Raw genomic sequence first — 20,196 nt, 5'->3', positions numbered from 1 at the left:
CCATCGGACGGCTGAAGGACTGGCGCCGCATCCACACCCGATACGACAAGCTCGCCGCCAACTTCGCATCAGCCGTCGCCATCGCCGCCATCCTCCTCGGATGGACATGAATGAGTCTGGAGCCTAGAGCCTTTTCCGCTCGCCTCCGCTCGCTGCAAAGACTCTAGACATTTGTTTTTGCAAGCATCTTCACTCGATCAGATGAGTCCATCTGATCGGGATCTGCTCTAGGCGATGGCCCGGTCCGGGGCGGGTGCCGAAAGATGCGCCCCGCCCGCTCGCAGCGCCGCCTGCAATTCCGCGATGGGCACCGCGCGCGGCTGAATCCCTCGCGCCACCGCCAGCGCCGCCGCCACGCCGGCCGCCTGCCCGGTCAGCCAGCATTGCGGGATCTCCCGCAGGAAGGAATGGCTGTTCGGGTCGCAGCTCAGATGCCGCCCCGGCGCCAGCAGCCCATCCAGCACCGCCGGCAGCAGCGCCCCATAGGGCACCGAGACATTGGGGAATCTCGGGGAAAGGCTGGGCGAGACGCCGATCTCATCCGCGCGGACCCGCCCGTCCCAATCGCCCCGCGTCACCGCCGCCATGCCCGCCAGCCGCCGCGCATGCCGCACGCCGAGCTGCGGCGCGGAGAGCATCAGATAGGCGTTCTCGAAGCCCGGTGCTTCCGCGCGATACAGCGCCAGGTGCTCGGCCATCAGCCGGTGGCTCTGGATCTCGACGGCGGTCAGGTCGTCCACATCCACGGCCGAATAGCCGGAGAGGCGCGGGCCCATGAACAGCGCCACATCGTCCCGCCAGGAGGCGAAGGCCTTGTCGAAGAAGCGCGTCCGCTCCCGCCCGCGCTGCAGGAAGGCGCTGAACTGCTCGGGGCTTTCAGCCCGCCAGCGCTGGTAGCGGGGCATGTTCACGCCGCCGAACAGCCAGCTCGTGTTCATGCAGTGATGGATGTCACGCTCATCCACGTCGTCGTTGAAGGCGGCGCCGGCGCGGGCGAACAGGTCCCCATCGCCCGTCGCATCCACCGTGACGCCGGCCAGGATCGCGCGCCGCCCCTGCTTGGACTCGAAGAAGACGCCGCGCACGGTGCCATCGCTGACGATCGGCTCCGCACCCCAGGCGTGGAAGAGCAGTTCCGCCCCGGCTTCCAGCACCATCTCCTGCGCGGCGAGCTTCATCGCCTCCGGGTCGCAGGTGGGGGAATGGGTCACCACGCCGTGGAAGGCGCTGGTCCGCGCCGCCCACCAGGCGGCCGTCGCGGCATCGCGCGCACCCCAGAGCGCGGGGGAGGGGCCGCTGACCGCGCCCTGCGGCAGCCGGCCCAGGAACTCCTCCGCGAAGCCGCGGATCACACGCTGGCCGGACCAATCCGTCATCCGGTCAATCCAGATCACCAGCCCTCCGGTGGAGAGCCCGCCCAGATGATTGTGCCGCTCCAGCAAGAGCGTCCGCGCGCCCAGCCGCGCCGCCGCGACGGCGGCCGCGACGCCGGAGGGCCCGCCGCCCACCACCAGCACGTCGCAGCGCGCATGCAGCGGGATGTCGCGCCCGGGCTCCGGCACGGTCTCTCCGGTGGGGGTGCGGCGGCTGCGCCGGGGGTCCGCCGCGAAGGTCTCGCTGCGGAAGAAGAGGCGCCCGCCCTCTGGATCGGGTGGCTGTGACATGGCGACGCCCAGCATAGGCCGTCTTGCCCATAAGGATAGGCTTTGGCAGAGACGGGGCGTGCTTCGCCTCCTGCCCCTGCTGGCCTTGCTCGCGGCCTGCGCCGCGCCGCCCCCGGCGGCGACGCTGCCCCAGCCGCTGAGCTACCCGCCGGCCGCGCGCGAGCGGATGCTGCGCCTGGCGCTCGCCGAATGGCAGGATTGGGGCTGCGTCACGGTCGGCCTGCCCGGCCCCGCCGCGCTTCCCTGCGTCCCCTCCGAGCCGCCTCGCCCCGAAAGCGCGCCGGAGAACTTCCCCCGCGTGCTCGCCTATTGGCGCAGCGTGCCGCAATCGCATGAGGCGATCCCGTCCAACCGCGTGCGATATGAACGCGCGCTGGCCGGCTCCGGCGGAGGCAACCTCTGGGCCGAGCCCTTCTGGTCCGCCGCCTTCATCTCTTGGGTGATCGGCGCCGCCGGCGTGGATGCGCCCGAATTCGAGCCTGATGCCTCGCACGCCCGCTACCTGGATCATCTGGACGCGCTCGCCGCCGCCTGGCCCGCGCAAGCCCCCTTCCTGCCGCGCGACCCCGCCCTCTACGCCCCCGCCCCTGGCGACCTCGTCTGCCGCGACCGTACCAGCCGGCCGCTCCGGGCCTGGGCCGAGCGCGCGGCCGAGCGGGGGCAGTTCCGCCCCATGCATTGCGACATCGTTGTCCATGCCGCCCCTGGCGTGGTGGAGGCGGTGGGTGGCAATGTCAGCGACAGCGTGGCGCTGGCGCGCTGGGCGACGGATGGGGAGGGGCGCCTGCTGCCCGAGCCCCGGCCGTTCCTCGTCATCATGGAAAACCGCCTCGGCCGCACGCCGCCTTTCAATCTCCAGGACCCTCGCTCATGACCGACCTGTTCAGCCCGCTCACCCTGCGCGGCGTCACCTTCCGCAACCGCATCGGCGTCTCGCCCATGTGCCAGTATTGCGCGAATGAGGACGGCAAGCCGACCGACTGGCATCTGGCGCATCTCGTCTCCCGCGCCGTGGCCGGACCGGGGATGGTGATGACCGAGGCGGCGGCGGTGACGCCCGAAGGCCGCATCAGCCCGGGCGATCTCGGCATCTGGAGCGATGACCAGCTCCCCGCCCACCAGCGCCTCGTCGCCGCCATCGCCGCCATGGGCACGGTGCCGGCCATCCAGCTCGCGCATGCCGGCCGCAAGGGCAGCCGCCTGCCGGCCTGGGAGGCGGGCCCCGCCGTGCCGGGCTGGGAGGCTTTGGCCCCCAGCGCCACCCCCTTCCAGGGCTATGCCACGCCGCGCGCGATGAGCGAGGCCGAGATCCTCGGCACCATCCAGGCCTTCGCCGATGCGGCGGTGCGGTCGGTGAAGGCGGGCTATACCTTCATCGAGCTGCACGCCGCCCATGGCTATCTGGTGCACCAGTTCCTCTCGCCCATCTCCAACCTGCGCAACGATAGCTGGGGCGGCGATTTCGAGGGCCGCACGCGCCTGCTGCGCGAGATCACCCGCGCCACCCGCGCCGTGATCCCCGACAGCATGCCGCTCGGCGTCCGCATCTCGCACACCGACTGGGTCGAGGGCGGCTGGAACACCGAGGAGAGCGTGATGCTGGCCCAGCGCCTCAAGGAACTCGGCGTGGATGTGGTGGATGTCAGCTCCGGCGGCCTGGATGCGGGCCAGAAGATCCCGCTGGGTCCGGGCTACCAGGTGCCGGGGGCGGAGGCGGTGAAGAAGGGTGCGGGCATTCCCGTCATGGCCGTCGGCCTCATCACCGAGCCGGCCCATGCCCAGGCCATCCTGGACGAGGGCAAGGCGGACATGATCCTCCTCGCCCGCGCCTTCCTGCGCGACCCCTATTGGGTGGTGAACGCAGCGGTGGCGCTCGGCCGCATCGAGGCACTGAAGATCCCGCCGCAATATGACCGCGCCTGGGGCAGCCTCGCCAAGTTCAAGACCGACCCCGCGATCGGCAAGCCGCTGCCGGCCCTCTGAGCCTGATCGCCTTCGGTGGAATCACCGAAGGCGTGAATCAGCCTCACGGCGGGATGGCCTGATCGCCTTTGGTGGAATCACCGAAGGCGTGAATCAGGCTCACGGCAAAGCCTACCGCAGCACCTCGAAGAAGCCCGTCTCCTCATCCATCCGCCGGTGCTCCTGCGTGCGGAAATCGTAGCGGGAGACGATGCCGAGAAGATGCCCGTCCTCCACCACGGGCAGATGCCGGAAGCCGCCATCGGTCATCAGCCGCAGCGCGTCATGCGCGCGGTCATGCGGGCTGAGGCAGCAAGGCTCCGCCGTCATCACCTGGCCCACCAGCGTGCGCTGCGGGTCGAGGCCCACGGCGAGCGCATGCACCGCGTCCCGCCCCGTGAAGATGCCGAGGAGGCGGTGGCCGTCCACCACCAGCACGGCGCCCACGCGGCGCCGGTGCATGGCGGCACAGGCCTCCTGCACCGTGGCGCCGGGGCCGAGCGTCAGGGGATTCTGGTGGCGGACCATCTCCGCCATGGTGCGCGTCTGCATGGTTCGCATCCTCTCGAATGCGGATGACATTGCCATGACAGCGCGGGGCGCGCCTTGCGGTGGCGCAATCCGGGCGGGCTATTCCGGCTGGAAATTCGCGAGCCGCAGCAGGTCCTGCGCGCGGGCCACGTCACGCTGGATGAAGCTGGCGAATTCCGCCGCCGGCTCGACCAGCGGCTCGATGCCCAGCGTCGCCACGCGCTGCATCACGTCGGCCTCGAACATGCCGCCACGCAGCACCTCGTTGATCCGGGCCACGATCTCGGGCGGCAGGCCACGCGGGCCCCAGAGCCCCCACCAGCTCTGGATGTCGAGGCCGGGCATGCCGGCTTCCTGCGCCGTCGGGATCTCGGGCGCCGCGGCCGAGCGCTGGGCGGCGGTGATGGCGAGCCCGCGCACGCGCCCGCCGCGCACCTGCGGCAAGGTGGCGAGGATGGGGTCGAACATGAGCTGCGTCGTGCCGGCGACCACATCGGTGATGGCGGGCGCCGTGCCGCGATAGGGCACCTGCACCAGATCCACCCCGGCCTGGCGGATGAACTCGATGGTGGCGAGGTGCCCCGCCGCGCCCAGGGAGGAGACGGCGAAGCTCCAGTCGCGCGGGTTGGCGCGGACGGCGGCGAGCGTCTCGGCCAATGTGGTCGGCGGGCGCTGCAGATGCTGGATCAGCAGCAGCGGCCCCTGGCCGACGCGGACCACCGGCAGCAGGTCCGCCACCGGGTCATAGCCCGGGTTGCGCATGACGAGCCGCGCCAGCACCTGGATCGAGGCCGAGAAGCAGAAGGTGTAGCCATCCGGTGCCGCCTGGGCGACGAATTGCCCGCCCACCGCGCCATTCGCGCCCGGCCGGTTTTCGACGATGATGGTCTGGCCGAGCTTCTCCTGCAGCTTGCTGGTGGTGACGCGCGCCATGCCATCCGTGGCCCCGCCCGGCGTGAAGGGGACGATGACGCGGATCGGCCCGCGGTTCGGCCAGGCGGCCTGGGCCAGGGCCGGCGCCGCGAGCATGAGGCCGGGGGCCGCGAGGAGATGGCGTCGTTGCATCAGGGGCTCCAGCAGCGGGAAGGATGAGTGTTGTGGCAGAACGCGCCCGCCACGGCGAGGCATTCGATGGAGCCGGTTGATCTGGCCCTGGTGCTGGCCGTGGATGTCTCGGCCAGCGTGGATTTCGACGAATTCGCCCTGATGCTGGGTGGCCTCGCCGCCGCCTTCGAGGAGCCGGACGTGCTGGCCGCCGCCGCCAGCGGCCCGCGCGGGGCGGTGGCCGTGGCCGCGCTCTTCTGGTCCGAGGCGCAGGAGGTGGCGTTGCCCTGGATGCGCCTCGCCTCCGCCGGGGAGGGGGCCGCCATCGCCGCCCAACTGCGCGACGCGCCCCGCCTGCCGCGCGCGGGGGCCACGGCGCTGGGCGAGGGGCTGGTCGCCGCCCTCACGCTGCTTGCCCGCTGTCCGGCGTCCGCCACGCGCCAGGTGGTGGATGTCTCGGGCGATGGCGCGGGCAATCGCGGCCGCGCCTCGGGCCCGGTGCGCGATGTGGCGGTGGCGGCGGGCGTGGTGATCAATGGCCTCGCCGTGCTGAACGAGGAGCCGGACCTTGTGCAGCATTACGCGGCGGAGGTGATCGGCGGCCCGGGCAGCTTCGTCCTGCCCTGCGCCGATTATGTGGATTTCGCGGATGCCATCGGCCGCAAGCTGGTGCGCGAGATGCGCGGCCCCGCGCCCGAGGCGTGAATCAGCTCTCCACGCGGATCTGGTTCGCGCGCACCACCTCGCCCCAGCGCGCGTAATCCTCGGCCATGATCCGGGCCATCTCCTCCGCGCTGCCGCCCCCCGGCTCGGTCCCGCGCTCGGTGATGCGGGAGCGGATGGGCGGCTCGGCCAGGGCGGCGTTCAGCGCGGCATTCAGGCGGGTGACGATCTCGGGCGCCGTGCCGCGCGGCGCGAAGAGGCCGGTCCAGCTGTAGAAGGCGAAGTCGCTGAGGCCCTGCTGCTCGGCCGTGGGCAGGTCGGGGAAGGCGGGGCTGCGGGTGCGGCCGGTCGCCAGGACGCAGCGCAATTGCCCCGACTGGACCAGCGGCGCCACCACCGAGGCGCCATCGAACATCAGGCTGAAGCGCCCGGCGACGAAATCCACCATGGCGGGGCCGGAGCCGCGATAGGGCAGCTGCGTCATCTCGGGCTTGCCCAGCCGCTCGCGGAACAGCTCCATCGCGATATGGGTCAGGCTGCCCGTGCTGGTGGAGCCATACTGGATCGAGCCGCGCGGCTGCGCCGCGATCCAGGCGCGCAGCTCCGCCAGGTTGCGCACCTGGAGCGAGGGATGCGTGCAGAGGATGAGCGAGGAGCGGAGGATGAGGCCGATCGGCGTCATCTCCCGCGGGTCGATCATCATCCCGTCCATGGTGTGCGGGTTGATCACCATGGGCGAGATGTTGCCGGCCAGCAGGGTATAGCCGTCCGGCCGGGCGGCCATCACGGCCTCGGTGCCGAGATTGCCGCCCGCCCCGGCCCGGTTGTCGATGGTGACCGAGACGCCCAGCGCCTTCTGCAGACCGGACTGGATGACGCGGGCGGCGAAATCCGTCTGCCCGCCCGTCGGGAAGCCCACCACCAGCGTGATCGGCCGCGTCGGGTTCCAGAGGCCCTGGGCGCCCGGCCGGGCGGCGGGCAGCGCGGCCGCCGCCAGGCCCAGGGCGCCGCGACGGGTGAAACGCGCCATCATCCTGCCCCGAAAGCCGGCCTAGCGCGGCGGCTGGGCGGCGCGGGCCTCCGTCAGCTCGCGCTGCGCGGTTTCGAGCGCGGTGCGAAGCTGCGCGGCGGTGGCCTCGGCGGCGGTCAGCCGGCCCTGCAGCGCGGTGCGCTCGGCGGCGGCCGCCGTCTGGGCCTGGGCCAGCGCCGCTTCGGCGGCGGTCACGCGGCCCTGCAGCGCCGTCCGCTCGGTGGCGGCGGCCTGGGCCTGGCTCTGCGCCTGGCCCTGGGCCTGGGCCATGGCGGCTTCGGCGGCCGTGAGGCGCTGCTGCAGCGCGGTGCGCTCGGTCGCGGCCGCGGTCAGGCGCTGGTCGCGCTGGCCGATCTCGGCGGTGGCGGTGGCGACGGCCTGGGTCAGCGCGGCCTGCGCCTGGGTGGCCACGCCTTCCGCCGTGCGCAGCCGCGTCTCCAGCGCCAGGATGGCGGCGCCGCGCTGGTCCAGCTCGGCGCGCATGGCCACGCTCTCGAAGCGGGCGAGGTCAAGGTCGGTGCGCAGCGCCTGGATCTCGGCGGCCGCATTCGCTTCCAGCGCGGCCAACGCCGCGACGGCCACGGCAAGCTGCTGGCGCGCGGCCTCGGCGCGGGCGGGCGCGGTGGCGGCGAGGCTGCCGGGGGCGGAGCTTTGCGCCTCGGCCACCAGGCGGCAGCTGCGCAGCTGGCGGTCGCCCGAGAAGATGCCGCCGGCCAGGTCGAAGCGGCTGTCAGAGGCGGCGGGCCCGGCGAAGCGCAGGCTCCAGCGCTCATTGCCGCGGCTGCGCTCGATGGTGGCCGTCATCTGGCCGTTCTCGATGCGCGCGTTGAACCGGTTGATGTCCTGTGTGCCGGGGGTGGTGCGGCTGCGGGTGGCGGCGTTTTGCGTGATGGGCGCGATGAAGCGCTCGGTGAAGGCGGCCTGGTTGCCCGTGGCCGTGCAGCTGATGGTGAACTGCCAGTTGCCGTCATACTCGACGGCGGCGGCCTGTGTGCCCAGCAGCGGCGCGGCCATGATCGCGATGGCGGCCGCGCGCAGCGCCGGCCTGATGAGCGTGAGGTGATGGCTGCGCATCGGCAGAAGCCTCCTTGGAAGACACGGACTGGGCTTGGCCCGCGCGGGAGAGAAGCAGGGAATGCGCCGTCTCACAATCTGGTAATTTCGCGGGTCGTGGGCGGCCGGCCGGTTTTCCGCCGACCGCCCCTGCGCGATCAGGCGCCCTTCTGCTCCGGCCGGCCGCCACGCCCGCGCCCGGGCGGGTCCGTCGGGTCGCTGTCGCTCGGCCCGGCCGGTGCGGGCCGTGCGCCACCGCGGCCCTGGCCTGGCGGATCGTTCGGGTCGGAATCGCTTCGCCCTTGGCCCTGCCCGCGGTTGCCGCCGCGGCCCTGGCCGGGTGGGTCGGTCGGGTCGGAATCGCTCTGTCCCTGCCCTTGGCCCCGCCCTTGGCCCTGCCCGCGGTTGCCGCCGCGGCCCTGGCCGGGCGGGTCGGTCGGGTCGGAATCACTCTGCCCTTGGCCCTGTCCGCGGTTGCCGCCGCGGCCCTGGCCGGGCGGGTCGGTCGGGTCGGAATCACTCCGCCCTTGGCCCTGTCCGCGGTTGCCGCCACGCCCCTGGCCTGCCGGGTCGTTCGGATCGGAATCGCTCACCCCACGCCCGCTGCCGCCGCGGCCCTGGCCCGCCGGGTCATTCGGGTCGGAGTCGCTCACGCCGCGCCCGCTGCCGCCACCGCGGCCCTGGCCGGCCGGATCGCTCGGGTCGGAATCGCTGCGGCCCTGCTGGTTCGGCCGGGGCGCGTTGCCGCCGCGGCCATTGCCGGCCACGTCGTTCGGGTCGGCATCGGTCAGGCCGCTCTGCGGCGGGCGCGGGCCGGATTTGGTGCCTTGCGCCAGGGCATCGGCGCCGGAGGCCGCGCTGCCCAGGGCCACCAGGTTCACCACCAGCAGACGGCGGCGCAGCCGTGGGTCGAATTCGCTCATGCGTGCCTCCTCAATCCGTGCAGGATGCGCCGCTTCGGCATGCTTGCGCAACGGTGCCGCGCGGGGGCTTCAGGGCGGAACGACCGCCTGCTCCATCGCCGCCAGCACGCCCGCCGCGCCCACCAGCCGCAGCCGGCCCTGCAGCCTCAGGCAGGCCCCCAGGATAAGGCCGCGCGCGAGCAGCCCCTCGGCGCAGCGCTCGCCCGCATCCAGCGCCGTCGCCACCGCCGCCTCCGGCAGGGGGCCCACGCCGACCGTCACATGCAGGTCCCGCAGGTCGCTGTCGGGGTCCAGCTCGCAGGCGCGGGCGCGGGAGATGGAGGGGTGATCCACATCCACCGCATTGGCGATGATGCTGGCCGCCGCATCGGCCTCCGGCGCACGGGCGGCCAGCACGGTCACAGCATCGGCGATGCCCCGGCTGAAGCTGCGGCCGCGCCAGCCGGAGGTGGCGATGCCGCGCACCGCATCCCCGCCGCGGATCACGGCGAGCCCGCTCGGCTCCGGCCGCGCCGGGTCCTCCACGAGGCCGACGCGCAGCGTGCTGGCGGGCGAGAGATGCAGCGCGATGTCCCCGCCATTGTTCACATGCGCGAGGCTGATGCCCGGCACCGCGATGATGGCGCGCAGCACATGCTCGGCCACCGCACCCGCCACCGCCACCATGGGCGTCACGTAATGCATGCGGTGCGGCCAGGCGGCCTCCGCCATGCGCTTGGCGACCGGATGGGTGAAGCTCGGCATGCGGCCCATGAGGGGCGAGCGCAGCAGCGGCAACTCGCGCGCGAGGCCGGCCAGCACGCCATGCAGCCCCTGCCAGGCCGCCTCCCGCGCCTCGATCACCGCGGGGCGCGCGCCCTCCAGCCCGATGACGAGGTCGATCGGCCCGTCCTGCAGGTGCAGCCGCCCGTCGGGCAGCAGCGCACGCCGCGGCGAGGGCCATTCGACATGGGTCATCCGGGGGCGCCCGGCCAGGGGTTGTCACGCATCCAGGCCTCGCGCCGCGCGGCATCGCCCTCCTGCGCGAGCAGGTCGGCGAGACTGAGCGCCTGGTCCATATGCCCGCCCATGGCGGCGTAGAGATCGGCGCGCAGGGTGAATTCGAGGGGCGCGACGAGGGCGGGCGTCGGCACATGCCCGAAGGCCTTGTCCGGCAGGCGCAGGACGTCCGCCATGATCGTGATGCCGCCTCCCGGATACAGGTAGCAGGGTGCACCCCCCATCGTGACCACAACCTCGCCACGCTGGACGGCGCGCGTCAACAAAATCGGATTGTCGGTGACGCCGGCGCGCAGCGAGCCGCCGGCGCCGGCCATGAAGAGGATGGAGGTCAGCGCCGGTTCGCAATTCTCGCCGATGCGCGCCACCGTGGCCGCCACGGCCGCCGGAACCGGCGCGGGGACGGGCCGCAGCGCCTCGTCCAGCTCGACATAGAGAAAATCCTCGCCCGTCGTGCTGGTCAGCAGCAGGCGCAGGCCGGGCCAGGCGGTCTTGGGGTCGATGCTTTCGATGAGCGAGAGCGGGTCCGTCACATCCGTGCCGCCCCAGCCGCTGCCCGGATGCGCCACCTGGAAGTAGCGGCCAGGGGTGGAGCGCCGCCCGCGCACCCGGATGCCCGAGGCGCGCATGTTCAGGCACTTGCCCGCCTGGTGTTCGGTCAGCACGCCGGTGATGTGGTCATCCACCACGATCACCTCATCCACATGGCCCTGCCATTGCTGCGCGAAGATGCCGACGGCCGCGCTGCCGCAACCCACCCGCATCCGCGTCTCGGGCACGCCGTTCACGATGGGGGCCGCACCGGCTTGCAACACGAGCTTGGAGCCGCCCTCGATCTCCACCTCGATCGCCTGCTTGGAGCAGAGCGCCAGCATGGCGGCGCAGGTGACATTGCCCTCGCGCTTGGAGCCGCCCGTCAGGTGCCGCACGCCGCCAAGACTGAGCATCTGCGAGCCATATTCGGCCGTGGTCACATGGCCGATCTGCTCGCCCTCATGCATCACGCGGGCGCCCTCGGGGCCGAGATGGCGGTCGGTGTCGATCTTCGCCTTGAGGCCGCAATAGCTGAAGATGCCCTCGGTCACGACCGTCACCGTGTCCACGCCCGCATGCTGGCTGGCGACGATGAAGGGGGCGGGCTTGTAGTCCGGATAGGTGGTGCCGGCGCCGATGGCGGTGACGAAGGTGGGCTGCGGGACGATGCCGCCATTCCAATCCTCCGCGCCCTCCAGGAAGGGCACCAGCGGCTGGTCGGTCTCTGTCAGCAGCACCAAGGGGTCGGTGCGGACAAGGCGTCCGTCTTCATTCGCGTAGCGATGGCAGGCGCCGGCGCGGCCGGGGCGGATGCGGCAGAGCACGGGGCAGGCGTCGCAGCGGACGATGCCATCGGCCTCGGCGGCGCCGAAAATGGAGGTGCGGTCTACCAACGGCCCGTCTCCTTCAGGGCTTCCAGCACGCGATGCGGCAGCGCCGGGATGCGATGGATGGTAGCGCCGGTCGCGTCCCGGATCGCGGAGAAGATGGCGGGGGCGGTCGCCACCAGCGCGGGCTCCCCCACGCCCTTGGCGCCATAGGGGCCGAGCGGCTCGCGCTCCTCGATCAGGATGGTCTCGATCGGCGGCACATCGCCGAAGGAGGGGATCAGGTAGTCATGCAGGTTCTCGGTGCGGCCGGGGAGGTATTCCTCCATCAGCGCGAGCCCGATGCCCTGGGCGATACCGCCATGGATCTGCCCCTCCACCAGCGTCGGGTTGATGGCGCGGCCCACATCATGCGCGGCGACGATGCGCTGCAGCTGGATGGTGCCGAGCTTCACATCCACCGCCAGCGCGCAAAGCTGCGCCGCGAAGCCATAGGTGGCGTAGGGGATGCCTTGCCCGTTCGCATCCAGCGGCACGGTCGGCGGGTCGAAGCGGCCCAGCCCCTCGATGGGCGCGGAAGGCCGGAAGGGCGCGCCATCCAGCGTCAGCGCGCCATCCCATCCCAGCACGCCATTGCTGCCGCGCAGGATCTTCTGGCGGAGATCGAGCGCGGCTTCCATGGCCGCGCGGCCACTCACGAAAGTCTGGCGCGAGGCGCTGGTCTTGCCGGCATCGGGCGTGGTCGCCGTATCGCCATTCACATGGCGCAGCGCGGCGACGGGCAGGCCCAAGGCCTCGGCCGCGATCTGCGCCAGCACGGTGGAGGAGCCCTGCCCGATATCCACCGCCCCGTTGAAGAAGGTGATGCGCCCATCGGTGCCGAGCACGAGCCGCATGTCGGAGGGGTTGGACATGCCGGTATTTCCGATGCCGTACCACATGCCCGCGACGCCCACGCCATGCCGCAGAACGCCGCCGCGTGCGTTGCGCGCGGCGGCTTTGGCGCGAAGTTCCGCCCAGGCCGGCCGCAGCGCTTCCAGGCAGAGGCGCTGCCCAGCGGAGTGGTCGAGCTTCTGTCCGGTGGCCGTCACATCGCCCGCGACCAGCGCGTTGCGGATGCGGAATTCCAGCCGGTCCAGCCCGCAGGCATCGGCGAGCCGGTCCCACAGCGCCTCCTGCGCGATGGCGGCCTGGGGCACGCCGAAGCCGCGAAACGCGCCGGAGGGCGGCTGGTGCGTGTGCACCGCCCGTGCCCGCGCCCGCACGTTCGGCACGCGATAGGGGCCGGTGGCGTGGACCGGCACGCGGCCGGCGACGGTCGGACCCCAACTGGCGTAAGCGCCCGTGTCGTAGATCCCCTCGAAATCCAGCGCGAGCAGGCGCCCCTCGGCGTCGCAGCCGGCGCGCGCGGTGATGCGCGCGGGGTGGCGCTTGGTGCTGGCGGCCATGCTCTCGCTGCGCGGCCAGATGGCGCGCACCGGATGGTCCAGCACCCAGGCGGCGACGGCCAGCATGGGCTGGATGCCGGCATCGAGCTTGCCGCCGAAACCGCCGCCACAGGCGGAAGGGATGATCCGCACGGCCTCCATCGGCAGGCCCAGCACGCCGGCCACCTCCTCACGGTCCATGGCCGGCGCCTGGGTGCTGGACCAGACCTCGATGCGGTCGCCGATTCGCCGCGCATAGCCGGCCTCGGGCTCGATATAGGCGTGCTCGACGAAGCTCGTTTGCCAGTCGCCCTGCACCACATGCGCGGCCTCGCGCAGAGCGGTCTCGACATCGCCGGAGCGCACGAAGCCCTCGGCCAGCACATTGTCCGGGAATTGCGCGTGCAGGGCGGGCGCGTTCAGCGCGGCGCGGGGGTCATCCAGCGCCTCCAGCTTCTCCCAGGTGATGGGCAGCGCCTCGAGGCGCAGCGCCTCCAGCGCCGCGCGCGTGCCGATGACGGCGGCCACCGCATCGCCGCGATACAGCGCGGTGTGTTCCGCGAAGACCGGCTGGTCCTTGATGTGCGGATAGATGCCATAGCCGTTGCGGCCCGGCACATCCGCCGCCGTCAGCACGCGCGTGATGCCCGGATGCGCGGCGAGGAAGCTCGCGACATCGCCGATGGTGAAGCGCGCATGGGCATGGGGGCTGCGGATGGCGCGCAGCCAGAGCGCATCGGCAGGTGCGAGGTCCGCGCCATAGCGCTCCGTGCCATCCAGCTTGGGCGCGCCATCCACGCGCGGCAGGCGGGCGCCGACCGTGCCGGTCTCGGCCTGCGCTTCCACGCCGCGCACCGCGTCAATGATGCGGCGATAGCCGGTGCAGCGGCAGAGCACGCCGCCCAGTGCTTCCTCGACCTCCGCCTCGGAGGGCGTCGGGTTCCGGCGCAGCAGCTCGGTGGCCGCGACGATCATTCCCGGCGTGCAGATGCCGCATTGCGCGGCCCCATGCGCATGGAAGCGCGCCATCAGCGCCTGGCCCTCCGGCGTGGCGGCGATGCCCTCGATGGTCTCGACTTCCGCGCCCGCGCATTGGCCGAGCGGCGTCAGGCAGGCGCAGGCCTGGGCGCCATCCACCAGCACGGTGCAGGCGCCGCAATCGCCGGCATCGCAGCCGAGCTTTGTGCCGGTCAGCCCCAGGCTGTCACGCAGCGCATCCGCCAGCCGCGTGCCGCCGTCGAGCGCCAATTCGCGCGGCACGCCATTCACCAGAAGCGCCGTCATGCTGCCAACCTCGCCTGCGCGCGCGCCACCAACTCCGCCGCCGCCGCGTGGCGATAGGCCGCGCTGCCCCGCACATCATCCATGGGTGCCAGCGGCGTGCCATCCCAGAGCCGCGCCACCTCCGAACAGGCGCCGACCGCGACGCGGCCTTCCGCATCGGCGGCGACCATGGCGATGGAGATCACCAGATGCGACCGCGCGCCGAGCTTGAGAAACACCGAGCGCGCTTCCGCCCGCGCCGCCGGCACATGCAGCGCCACCAGCAATTCATCCGCCGCGCGCGCCGTGCGGCGATTGCCCAGGATGAATTCGCCGAGCTTCAACCGGCGGCGGCCGCGCGTGCTGGCCAGCTCCACTTCCGCATCCAGCACCAGCAGCGGCGGCACGCCATCGGCCGCCGGCGAGGCGTTGCAGAGATTGCCGCCGATCGTGCCGCGCGCCTGCACCTGGCGCCCGCCCACCTGGCGCGCCGCCTCGCGCAGCGCATCGAAGCCCGCGGGCAGGTCCGCATCGCGCAGCGCGGCCCAGGAGGTGGCGGCGCCGATCCGCCAGGAATTGCCGCTAAGCGTGATGCCACGCAGCTCGGGGATGGCGGTGATGTCGAGCCAATCAGCCTCGCTCGGGTTTCCCCAGGCGATGCGATGGGCGCGCGCGGGAAAGACATCCGTGCCGCCCGCCATGACCTGCCAGCTTCCCTGAGCCAGAAGGTCCAGCGCCTCCGGCAACTCATGCGGCCTTCGATACGAACCCAAACCCGGTCTCCCACTTGGCGCGATGCTGCGACGCCCATTAACCTGCTGTCACAGTTTAGGGGAGCCAGCGATGGCGCGCATACTCATCAAAGGCCTTGGCCTGATTTTTTCCGGCGATATTGCGCAACCGCGTCTCGATGCGGAAGCGATTTTGATCGAGGGCGGAAAGATCGCGGGCCTGGGCCGCGCCAAGGATTTCGAGGCCGATACGATCATCGACGCGCAGGGCTGCGCCGTCATGCCCGGGCTGATCGACAACCACGTCCACCCCGCTTTCGGCGACTGGACGCCGCGGCAGAACCAGCTCGGCTTCATCGAGGCCATGGTGCATGGCGGCACCACCACGCTGATCTCGGCGGGCGAGGTGCATCTCCCCGGCCGCCCCAAGGATGCGGTGGGCGTCAAGGCGCTGGCCATCGCCGCCCAGCGCTGCTTCGCCGCCTTCCGCCCGATGGGCGCCCGTGTGCTCGCCGGTGCCCCCGTGCCCGAGCGCGGCTTTCGCGAATCCGACTACCAGGAGATGGCCGCCGGCGGCGTCACGCTGCTGGGCGAGATCGGCCTCGGCACGCTGAAGGAAGCGGGCGAAGTCGTGGAGACCATGGGCTGGGCGCGCAAGGCGGGCCTGAACGCCATGATCCATTGCGGCGGGCCTTCCATCGCCGGCTCCAACCTCATGCAGGCCGAGGTGGTGATCGCCGCCGATGCCGACATCGTGGCCCATATCAATGGCGGCCCGACCTCGCTGCCCGCCGCCGAACTCACCAAGGTGATCGCGGGCACCAAGCGCGCGATCGAGATCGTGCACAACGGCAATCCGCGCAATGCCATCCATGCGCTGAAGGTGCTGACCGAGATGGGCCGGCTGGACCGCCTGGTGCTGGGCACGGACAGCCCGGCGGGCTCCGGCGTGCAGCCGCTCGGTGTGATGCGCACCATCTCGCTGCTCTGTTCGCTGGGCGGGCTCGACCCCGCCATCGCCATCGCGGCCGCGGGCGGCAACACGGCACGCTGGCGCAACATCCAGGCCGGCGTGATCAAGCCGGGCGCCGCGGCGGACCTCGTCTTCCTCGATGCGCCGATCGGCGGCGCGGGCCGTGATGCCGACGAGGCCTTCACCTTCGGCGAGTTGCCGGGCATCGGCATGGTCATGGTGGATGGCGAGGTGAAGACCATGCGCAGCCGCAACACGCCCCCGGCCGCGCGCATTCCCACGGTGCAAGCATGATCCTCCGCAAGATCCTCGTCAGCGTCGAGGAGACGCATCTCGAAATGGGGCGCGAGGTCGCGCCCCCCATCCGCCGCGCCATCGCCGCCATGGTGCTGAAGAACCCCTTCGCCGGCCGCTATGTGGAGGATCTCTCGGAGCTGATCGAGGCGAGCGTGCCGCTCGGCGCCGAGCTCGCGCAGCGCGCTATCGCGGCCCTCGGCATCCCGGGCGATGCGGTCCACAGCTTCGGCAAGGCCGCCATCGTGGGCGAGGATGGCGAGCTGGAACACGCCGCCGCCCTGCTGCACCCCAAGATGGGCGCGCCGGTGCGCTCGGCACTTGGCAAGGGGCCGGCGCTGATCCCCTCGGCCAAGAAGCGCGGCGGGCCGGGCACGCCCATCGACATTCCGCTCGGCCACAAGGATGCCGCCTTCGTCCGCAGCCATTTCGACGCGATCGAGGCGCGCATCACCGATGCGCCGATGCGCGACGAGATCCTGCTCTGCCTGGCGCTCACCACCGGTGGCCGCCCGCTGCCGCGCGTGGGCGGGCTGACCACGGAGCAGATCATCGGCCAGGATGGCCTGCGATAATCGGATGAACTTCCGGTAAGCGTCCTTTATGCTGCACTGCATGAAGGACGCCATCCGCCTCATCCTGAACGGTGTTTCGCGCGAATTGCCGCGCGAGACCCGGCCCACCACCACCCTGCTCGACTGGCTGCGCGCCGAGCGCCTGACCGGCACGAAGGAAGGCTGTGCCGAGGGCGATTGCGGCGCCTGCACCGTGGTGCTGGAGGGCGCGGATGGCAGCCGCACGCCCATCAATGCCTGCCTCTGCGCGCTGGGCCAGCTGCATGGCCGCGCCATCCGCACCGTCGAGGGGCTGGGCCCGGATCACCCCATCCCGCGCGCGCTGGCCGAGGCGGATGCCACGCAATGCGGCTTCTGCACGCCCGGCATCGTCATGTCCGCCTGGGCGCATGCGGCGGAGGGCGGCGAGGTGCATGAGGCACTCGCCGGCAATCTCTGCCGCTGCACCGGCTATCGGCCCATCCTGGACGCCATGGCGGCGCGGCCGGCCGAGGAGCCCGCGCCGCCAGCCCTGGAACCCGTGACCAGCGCGCGCTTCGGCGGCTTTCATCTGCCCGCGACCCTGGCCGAGGCGCTGGCCCTTCGCGCGGCCCATCCCGGCGCCTGGCTGCTGATGGGCGGCACCGATCTCGGCCTGCGCTTCTCCGAGCATCGCGAGCATCCCGCCGAGGTGATCTGCCTGCTGAACGTGGCGGAAATGCAGGGCATCGCGCACGCGCCGGAGGGGCTGCGCATCGGCGCCGCCGCCTCCTATGCCGAGCTTCTGGCCACCTGCCGCGCCGATGAGGATTTCGCGCCCCTCGCGCCTTATCTCGCGCGGCTGGGTTCGCGGCAGATCCGCGGACTCGGCACCGTCGCCGGCAATCTCGGCACCGCCTCGCCCATCGGGGATTCGCTCCCGATCCTGCTGGCGCTGGAGGCGGAGGTGGAACTCGCTTCGCCCCGCGCCACGCGGCGGATGCGTGTGGAGGATTTCCTCACCGGCTATCGCCGCAACGCGCTGGCGCCGCACGAGCTGATCCTCGCCATCCACCTGCCGCGCCCGCCGGCCGGCGCTCTGCTGGCGGCCGAAAAGCTCTCGCGCCGGCATGACCAGGACATCAGTGCCGTCTCGCTCGTGGCCTGCCTCGTGCTGGAGGCGGGCGTGGTGCGCCGCGCGCGCCTGGCCTTCGGCGGCATGGCGGCCAAGGCCGAGCGCGCGCGGGCAGCGGAGGCCACGCTGGAGGGCCGCGCGCTGGATGATGCGGCGATGATCGCGGCCGGCGCCGCGCTGCATTTCACGCCGCTGAGCGATGCGCGGGCCAGCGCCGATTATCGCCTGGACGCCGCGCGCGGGTTGCTGCGCCGCGTGGCGCTGCGCCACACCCATCCCGATCTCGCGGCCGAGGTGCATGCATGAACGCGCCGCTCCGTTTCGCCGGCCAGGCCATGCGCCATGACAGCGCGCTGAAGCACGCGACCGGCCAGGCGCGTTTCCTGGATGACCTGCCCGAGCCCGCCGGCACGCTGCATGCCGCACTCGCGCTCTCGCCCGTGGCGCATGGGCGGCTGCTGGGCCTCGACACGGAAGCCGCCGCCGCCATGCCCGGCGTGATCCGCATCATCACCGCGGCCGACCTGCCGGGCGAGAACGACATCGCGCCCATCGGCCGTGGGGAGGCGATGCTGGCCGAGGGCGTGGTGGAGCATCACGGCCAATCCCTCGCCCTGGTCCTCGCCGAGACGCGCGATGCGGCCCTGCGTGCGGCAGCCGCCATCACGCCACGCATCGAGGCGCTGCCGCCCGTGCTCAGCATCGAGGAAGGCCTGGCGCGCGAAGCCTGGATCATCCCGCCGCAGGTGATCCGCGAGGGCGACGCCGCGAAGGCGCTGGCTGGCGCCCCGCACCGGCTGCAAGGCGAGTTCCATGCGGGTGGCCAGGAGCATTTCTACCTCGAAGGCCAGATCGCCCTCGCCATCCCCGGGGAGGATGGCGAGATGCTGGTGCATTCCTCGACGCAGCACCCGACGGAGGGGCAGCACGTCATCGCCCGCGTGCTGGGCGTGCCCTATCACCGCGTCACCGTGCAGTGCCGCCGCATGGGCGGCGCCTTTGGCGGCAAGGAGAGCAATGCGAGCTGGGTCGCCGCCGCCGCCGCCGCCGGCGCCGCACTCACCGGCCGTCCGGTGAAGCTGCGCCTGCCCCGCCGCGCCGACATGGCGGCGACGGGCAAGCGCCACCCCTTCCTCTATCGCTGGGATGTTGGCTTCGACGCCAGGGGCAGGCTTCTGGCGCTGGACGCGCTACTGGCCGGCGATGGCGGGCACAGCCTGGACATGTCGGGCGGCGTGGTCTTCCGCGCCGTCACCCATGCGCTGAATTGCTACGCCGTGCCGGATGTGACGCTCACCGCCTGCGCGGTGAAGACCAACCATGTCAGCAACACCGCCTTCCGTGGCTTTGGCGGCCCGCAGGGCGCGCTGCTGATGGAGGAGGTGCTGCACGCGATCGCCGCGCATCTCGGCCGCGACGTGGAGGAGATCCGCGCGGAAAACATCGCGGACCGCACGCCCTATGGCCAGGCGCTGGAACCCGACCTCATCCGCCGCGTCCATGCCGAGGCGAAGCGCGATGCGGGATGGGCGGAGAAGCAGGCCGAGATCGCCGCCTTCAACGCCACGCACCCCACGCTGCGCCGGGGACTCGGCAGCTTCGTCTGCGCCTTCGGCATCAGCTTCGGCATCCCGCATCTGAACCAGGCCGGCGCGCTCGTGCATGTCTACACCGATGGCTCCATCCGCCTCGCCCATGGCGGGACGGAGATGGGGCAGGGGCTCTTCATCAAGGTCGCGCAGGTGGTGGCGGAGGTGTTTTCCGTCTCTGTCGAGCAGGTGGGTATCAGCGCGACGACGACGGCCGAGATCCCCAACACCAGCGCCACCGCCGCCAGCACCGGCAGCGACCTCAATGGCTGGGCGGCGCATGCGGCCGCCACCACGTTGCGCGCGCGCATGGCGGAGGTGGCGGCCCAGCACTTCGCCTGCGCGCCGGAGGAGGTGGTCTTCGAGAATGGCGCCGTCTTCCCCGCCAAGCCCGGCAGCAATGCGCGGATGAGCTTCGGCGACCTCGCCAAGCTCTGCTGGAAGACGCGCGTCAGCCTCTCCGCCACAGGCTTCTACAAGACGCCCGATATTCACTGGGACGCCCAGGCGATGCGCGGCGAGCCCTTCTTCTATTTCAGCTACGGCGCCGCCGTGGCCGAGGTGCTGCTCGACACACTGACCGGCGAACATCGCTGCCTCTCGGCGCATCTGGTCCAGGATTGCGGCCGCAGCCTGAACCCGGCCATCGACCTCGGTCAGATCGAGGGCGCCTTCGTCCAGGGCATGGGCTGGCTGACGAGCGAGGAGCTGTTCTGGGATTCCGAGGGCCGGCAGCGCAACCTCGGCCCCTCCACCTACAAGATCCCCGGCTCGCGCGACGTGCCGCCCATCCTGCACGCCCGGCTGCTGGAGGGGGCGCCGAATCGGGCCGCCACGATCTTCCGCAGCAAGGCGGTGGGCGAACCGCCCCTGTTGCTGGCGACCGCCGTGGTGAACGCGCTGCGGGCCGCCGCCGGGCTCACCCGCCTCGACCTGCCGGCGACGCCGGAACGGGTTCTGCTCAATTTGCGGGCACAAAAAACCAAGAACTGAATGCCGCTTGCAAGGTGCTCCCGGCCTC

General features: G+C 71.9%; 17 protein-coding genes and 1 pseudogene. 8 read left to right on the top strand and 10 right to left on the bottom strand.

Features of this window, described 5'->3' with window-relative positions; genetic code table 11:
• Positions 1–110 (top strand): annotated as a pseudogene (locus KTR66_RS10490) (IS5/IS1182 family transposase); the annotation flags it as partial.
• 117 nt (positions 111–227) lie between these two features.
• Here KTR66_RS10490 and KTR66_RS10485 read toward each other — a convergent pair.
• Positions 228–1,664: an FAD-dependent oxidoreductase gene (locus KTR66_RS10485; RefSeq protein ID WP_213612543.1), complete on the bottom strand. Its 1,437-nt coding sequence runs from the start codon at positions 1,662–1,664 to the stop codon at positions 228–230.
• A gap of 58 nt (positions 1,665–1,722) precedes the next feature.
• Here KTR66_RS10485 and KTR66_RS10480 point away from each other — a divergent pair, with 58 nt between their 5' ends.
• Positions 1,723–2,538, top strand: coding sequence for a DUF2272 domain-containing protein (locus KTR66_RS10480; RefSeq protein ID WP_371819083.1), 816 nt, complete (start codon positions 1,723–1,725; stop codon positions 2,536–2,538).
• Positions 2,535–3,647, top strand: a complete 1,113-nt coding sequence (locus tag KTR66_RS10475; RefSeq protein WP_213612542.1) for an NADH:flavin oxidoreductase/NADH oxidase — start codon at positions 2,535–2,537, stop codon at positions 3,645–3,647. Before KTR66_RS10480 ends, KTR66_RS10475 begins: the two co-directional genes overlap by 4 nt.
• A 111-nt stretch (positions 3,648–3,758) precedes the next feature.
• On the opposite strand, the gene KTR66_RS10470 is transcribed toward KTR66_RS10475, so the two are convergent.
• Positions 3,759–4,178, bottom strand: a complete 420-nt coding sequence (locus KTR66_RS10470) for a CBS domain-containing protein (protein ID WP_213612541.1) — start codon at positions 4,176–4,178, stop codon at positions 3,759–3,761.
• Between the two features lie 78 nt (positions 4,179–4,256).
• Positions 4,257–5,222, bottom strand: a complete 966-nt coding sequence (locus tag KTR66_RS10465) for a tripartite tricarboxylate transporter substrate binding protein (RefSeq protein WP_213612540.1) — start codon at positions 5,220–5,222, stop codon at positions 4,257–4,259.
• A gap of 66 nt (positions 5,223–5,288) precedes the next feature.
• Between KTR66_RS10465 and KTR66_RS10460 the strand changes: the two genes are divergently transcribed.
• Positions 5,289–5,906, top strand: a complete 618-nt coding sequence (locus tag KTR66_RS10460; RefSeq protein WP_213612539.1) for a DUF1194 domain-containing protein — start codon at positions 5,289–5,291, stop codon at positions 5,904–5,906.
• Position 5,907: 1 nt separating this feature from the next.
• Here KTR66_RS10460 and KTR66_RS10455 read toward each other — a convergent pair whose 3' ends face one another.
• The 7 genes from KTR66_RS10455 to KTR66_RS10425 all read right to left on the bottom strand — a co-directional run bounded on the left by KTR66_RS10455 (position 5,908) and on the right by KTR66_RS10425 (position 14,693).
• Complete coding sequence (locus KTR66_RS10455) at positions 5,908–6,894, bottom strand: tripartite tricarboxylate transporter substrate binding protein (protein ID WP_249732007.1); 987 nt, start codon at positions 6,892–6,894, stop codon at positions 5,908–5,910.
• 21 nt (positions 6,895–6,915) lie between these two features.
• Positions 6,916–7,968: a hypothetical protein gene (locus KTR66_RS10450; RefSeq protein ID WP_213612537.1), complete on the bottom strand. Its 1,053-nt coding sequence runs from the start codon at positions 7,966–7,968 to the stop codon at positions 6,916–6,918.
• A gap of 137 nt (positions 7,969–8,105) precedes the next feature.
• Positions 8,106–8,870 carry a hypothetical protein gene (locus KTR66_RS10445; RefSeq protein ID WP_213612536.1) on the bottom strand — a complete coding sequence of 255 codons (765 nt, stop codon included), beginning with the start codon at positions 8,868–8,870 and terminating at the stop codon, positions 8,106–8,108.
• Positions 8,871–8,939: 69 nt separating this feature from the next.
• Positions 8,940–9,827 carry a UPF0280 family protein gene (locus KTR66_RS10440; protein WP_213612535.1) on the bottom strand — a complete coding sequence of 296 codons (888 nt, stop codon included), beginning with the start codon at positions 9,825–9,827 and terminating at the stop codon, positions 8,940–8,942.
• Positions 9,824–11,296: a 6-hydroxynicotinate reductase gene (locus KTR66_RS10435; protein WP_213612534.1), complete on the bottom strand. Its 1,473-nt coding sequence runs from the start codon at positions 11,294–11,296 to the stop codon at positions 9,824–9,826. Before KTR66_RS10435 ends, KTR66_RS10440 begins: the two co-directional genes overlap by 4 nt.
• Positions 11,290–13,941, bottom strand: a complete 2,652-nt coding sequence (locus KTR66_RS10430; RefSeq protein ID WP_213612533.1) for a molybdopterin cofactor-binding domain-containing protein — start codon at positions 13,939–13,941, stop codon at positions 11,290–11,292. The genes KTR66_RS10435 and KTR66_RS10430 overlap by 7 nt, the downstream gene beginning before the upstream one ends.
• The gene (locus tag KTR66_RS10425) at positions 13,938–14,693 is read right to left on the bottom strand and encodes a xanthine dehydrogenase family protein subunit M (protein ID WP_213612532.1); all 756 of its coding nucleotides are present in this window, start codon (positions 14,691–14,693) and stop codon (positions 13,938–13,940) included. The genes KTR66_RS10430 and KTR66_RS10425 overlap by 4 nt, the downstream gene beginning before the upstream one ends.
• Positions 14,694–14,844: 151 nt before the next feature.
• Here KTR66_RS10425 and KTR66_RS10420 point away from each other — a divergent pair, with 151 nt between their 5' ends.
• From KTR66_RS10420 to xdhB, 4 genes are read left to right on the top strand one after another with little or no spacing between them, the layout of a single operon-like run.
• A complete protein-coding gene (locus tag KTR66_RS10420; RefSeq protein WP_249732005.1) occupies positions 14,845–15,918 on the top strand; it encodes an amidohydrolase family protein in 1,074 nt (357 codons plus the stop codon).
• Positions 15,915–16,493 (top strand): amino acid synthesis family protein, encoded by a 579-nt coding sequence (locus KTR66_RS10415; protein WP_213612530.1) that lies wholly within the window; start codon positions 15,915–15,917, stop codon positions 16,491–16,493. The genes KTR66_RS10420 and KTR66_RS10415 overlap by 4 nt, the downstream gene beginning before the upstream one ends.
• 40 nt (positions 16,494–16,533) lie before the next feature.
• Positions 16,534–17,892 carry an FAD binding domain-containing protein gene (locus tag KTR66_RS10410; protein ID WP_213612529.1) on the top strand — a complete coding sequence of 453 codons (1,359 nt, stop codon included), beginning with the start codon at positions 16,534–16,536 and terminating at the stop codon, positions 17,890–17,892.
• Complete coding sequence (gene xdhB / locus KTR66_RS10405; RefSeq protein WP_213612528.1) at positions 17,889–20,168, top strand: xanthine dehydrogenase molybdopterin binding subunit; 2,280 nt, start codon at positions 17,889–17,891, stop codon at positions 20,166–20,168. The genes KTR66_RS10410 and xdhB overlap by 4 nt, the downstream gene beginning before the upstream one ends.
• Positions 20,169–20,196 lie beyond the last annotated feature (28 nt).

This window comes from Roseococcus sp. SDR (genome assembly GCF_019083995.1).
In the GTDB taxonomy this organism is placed as follows: Bacteria; Pseudomonadota; Alphaproteobacteria; order Acetobacterales; family Acetobacteraceae; genus Roseococcus.
This window is presented reverse-complemented; position numbering and strand designations above follow the sequence as displayed.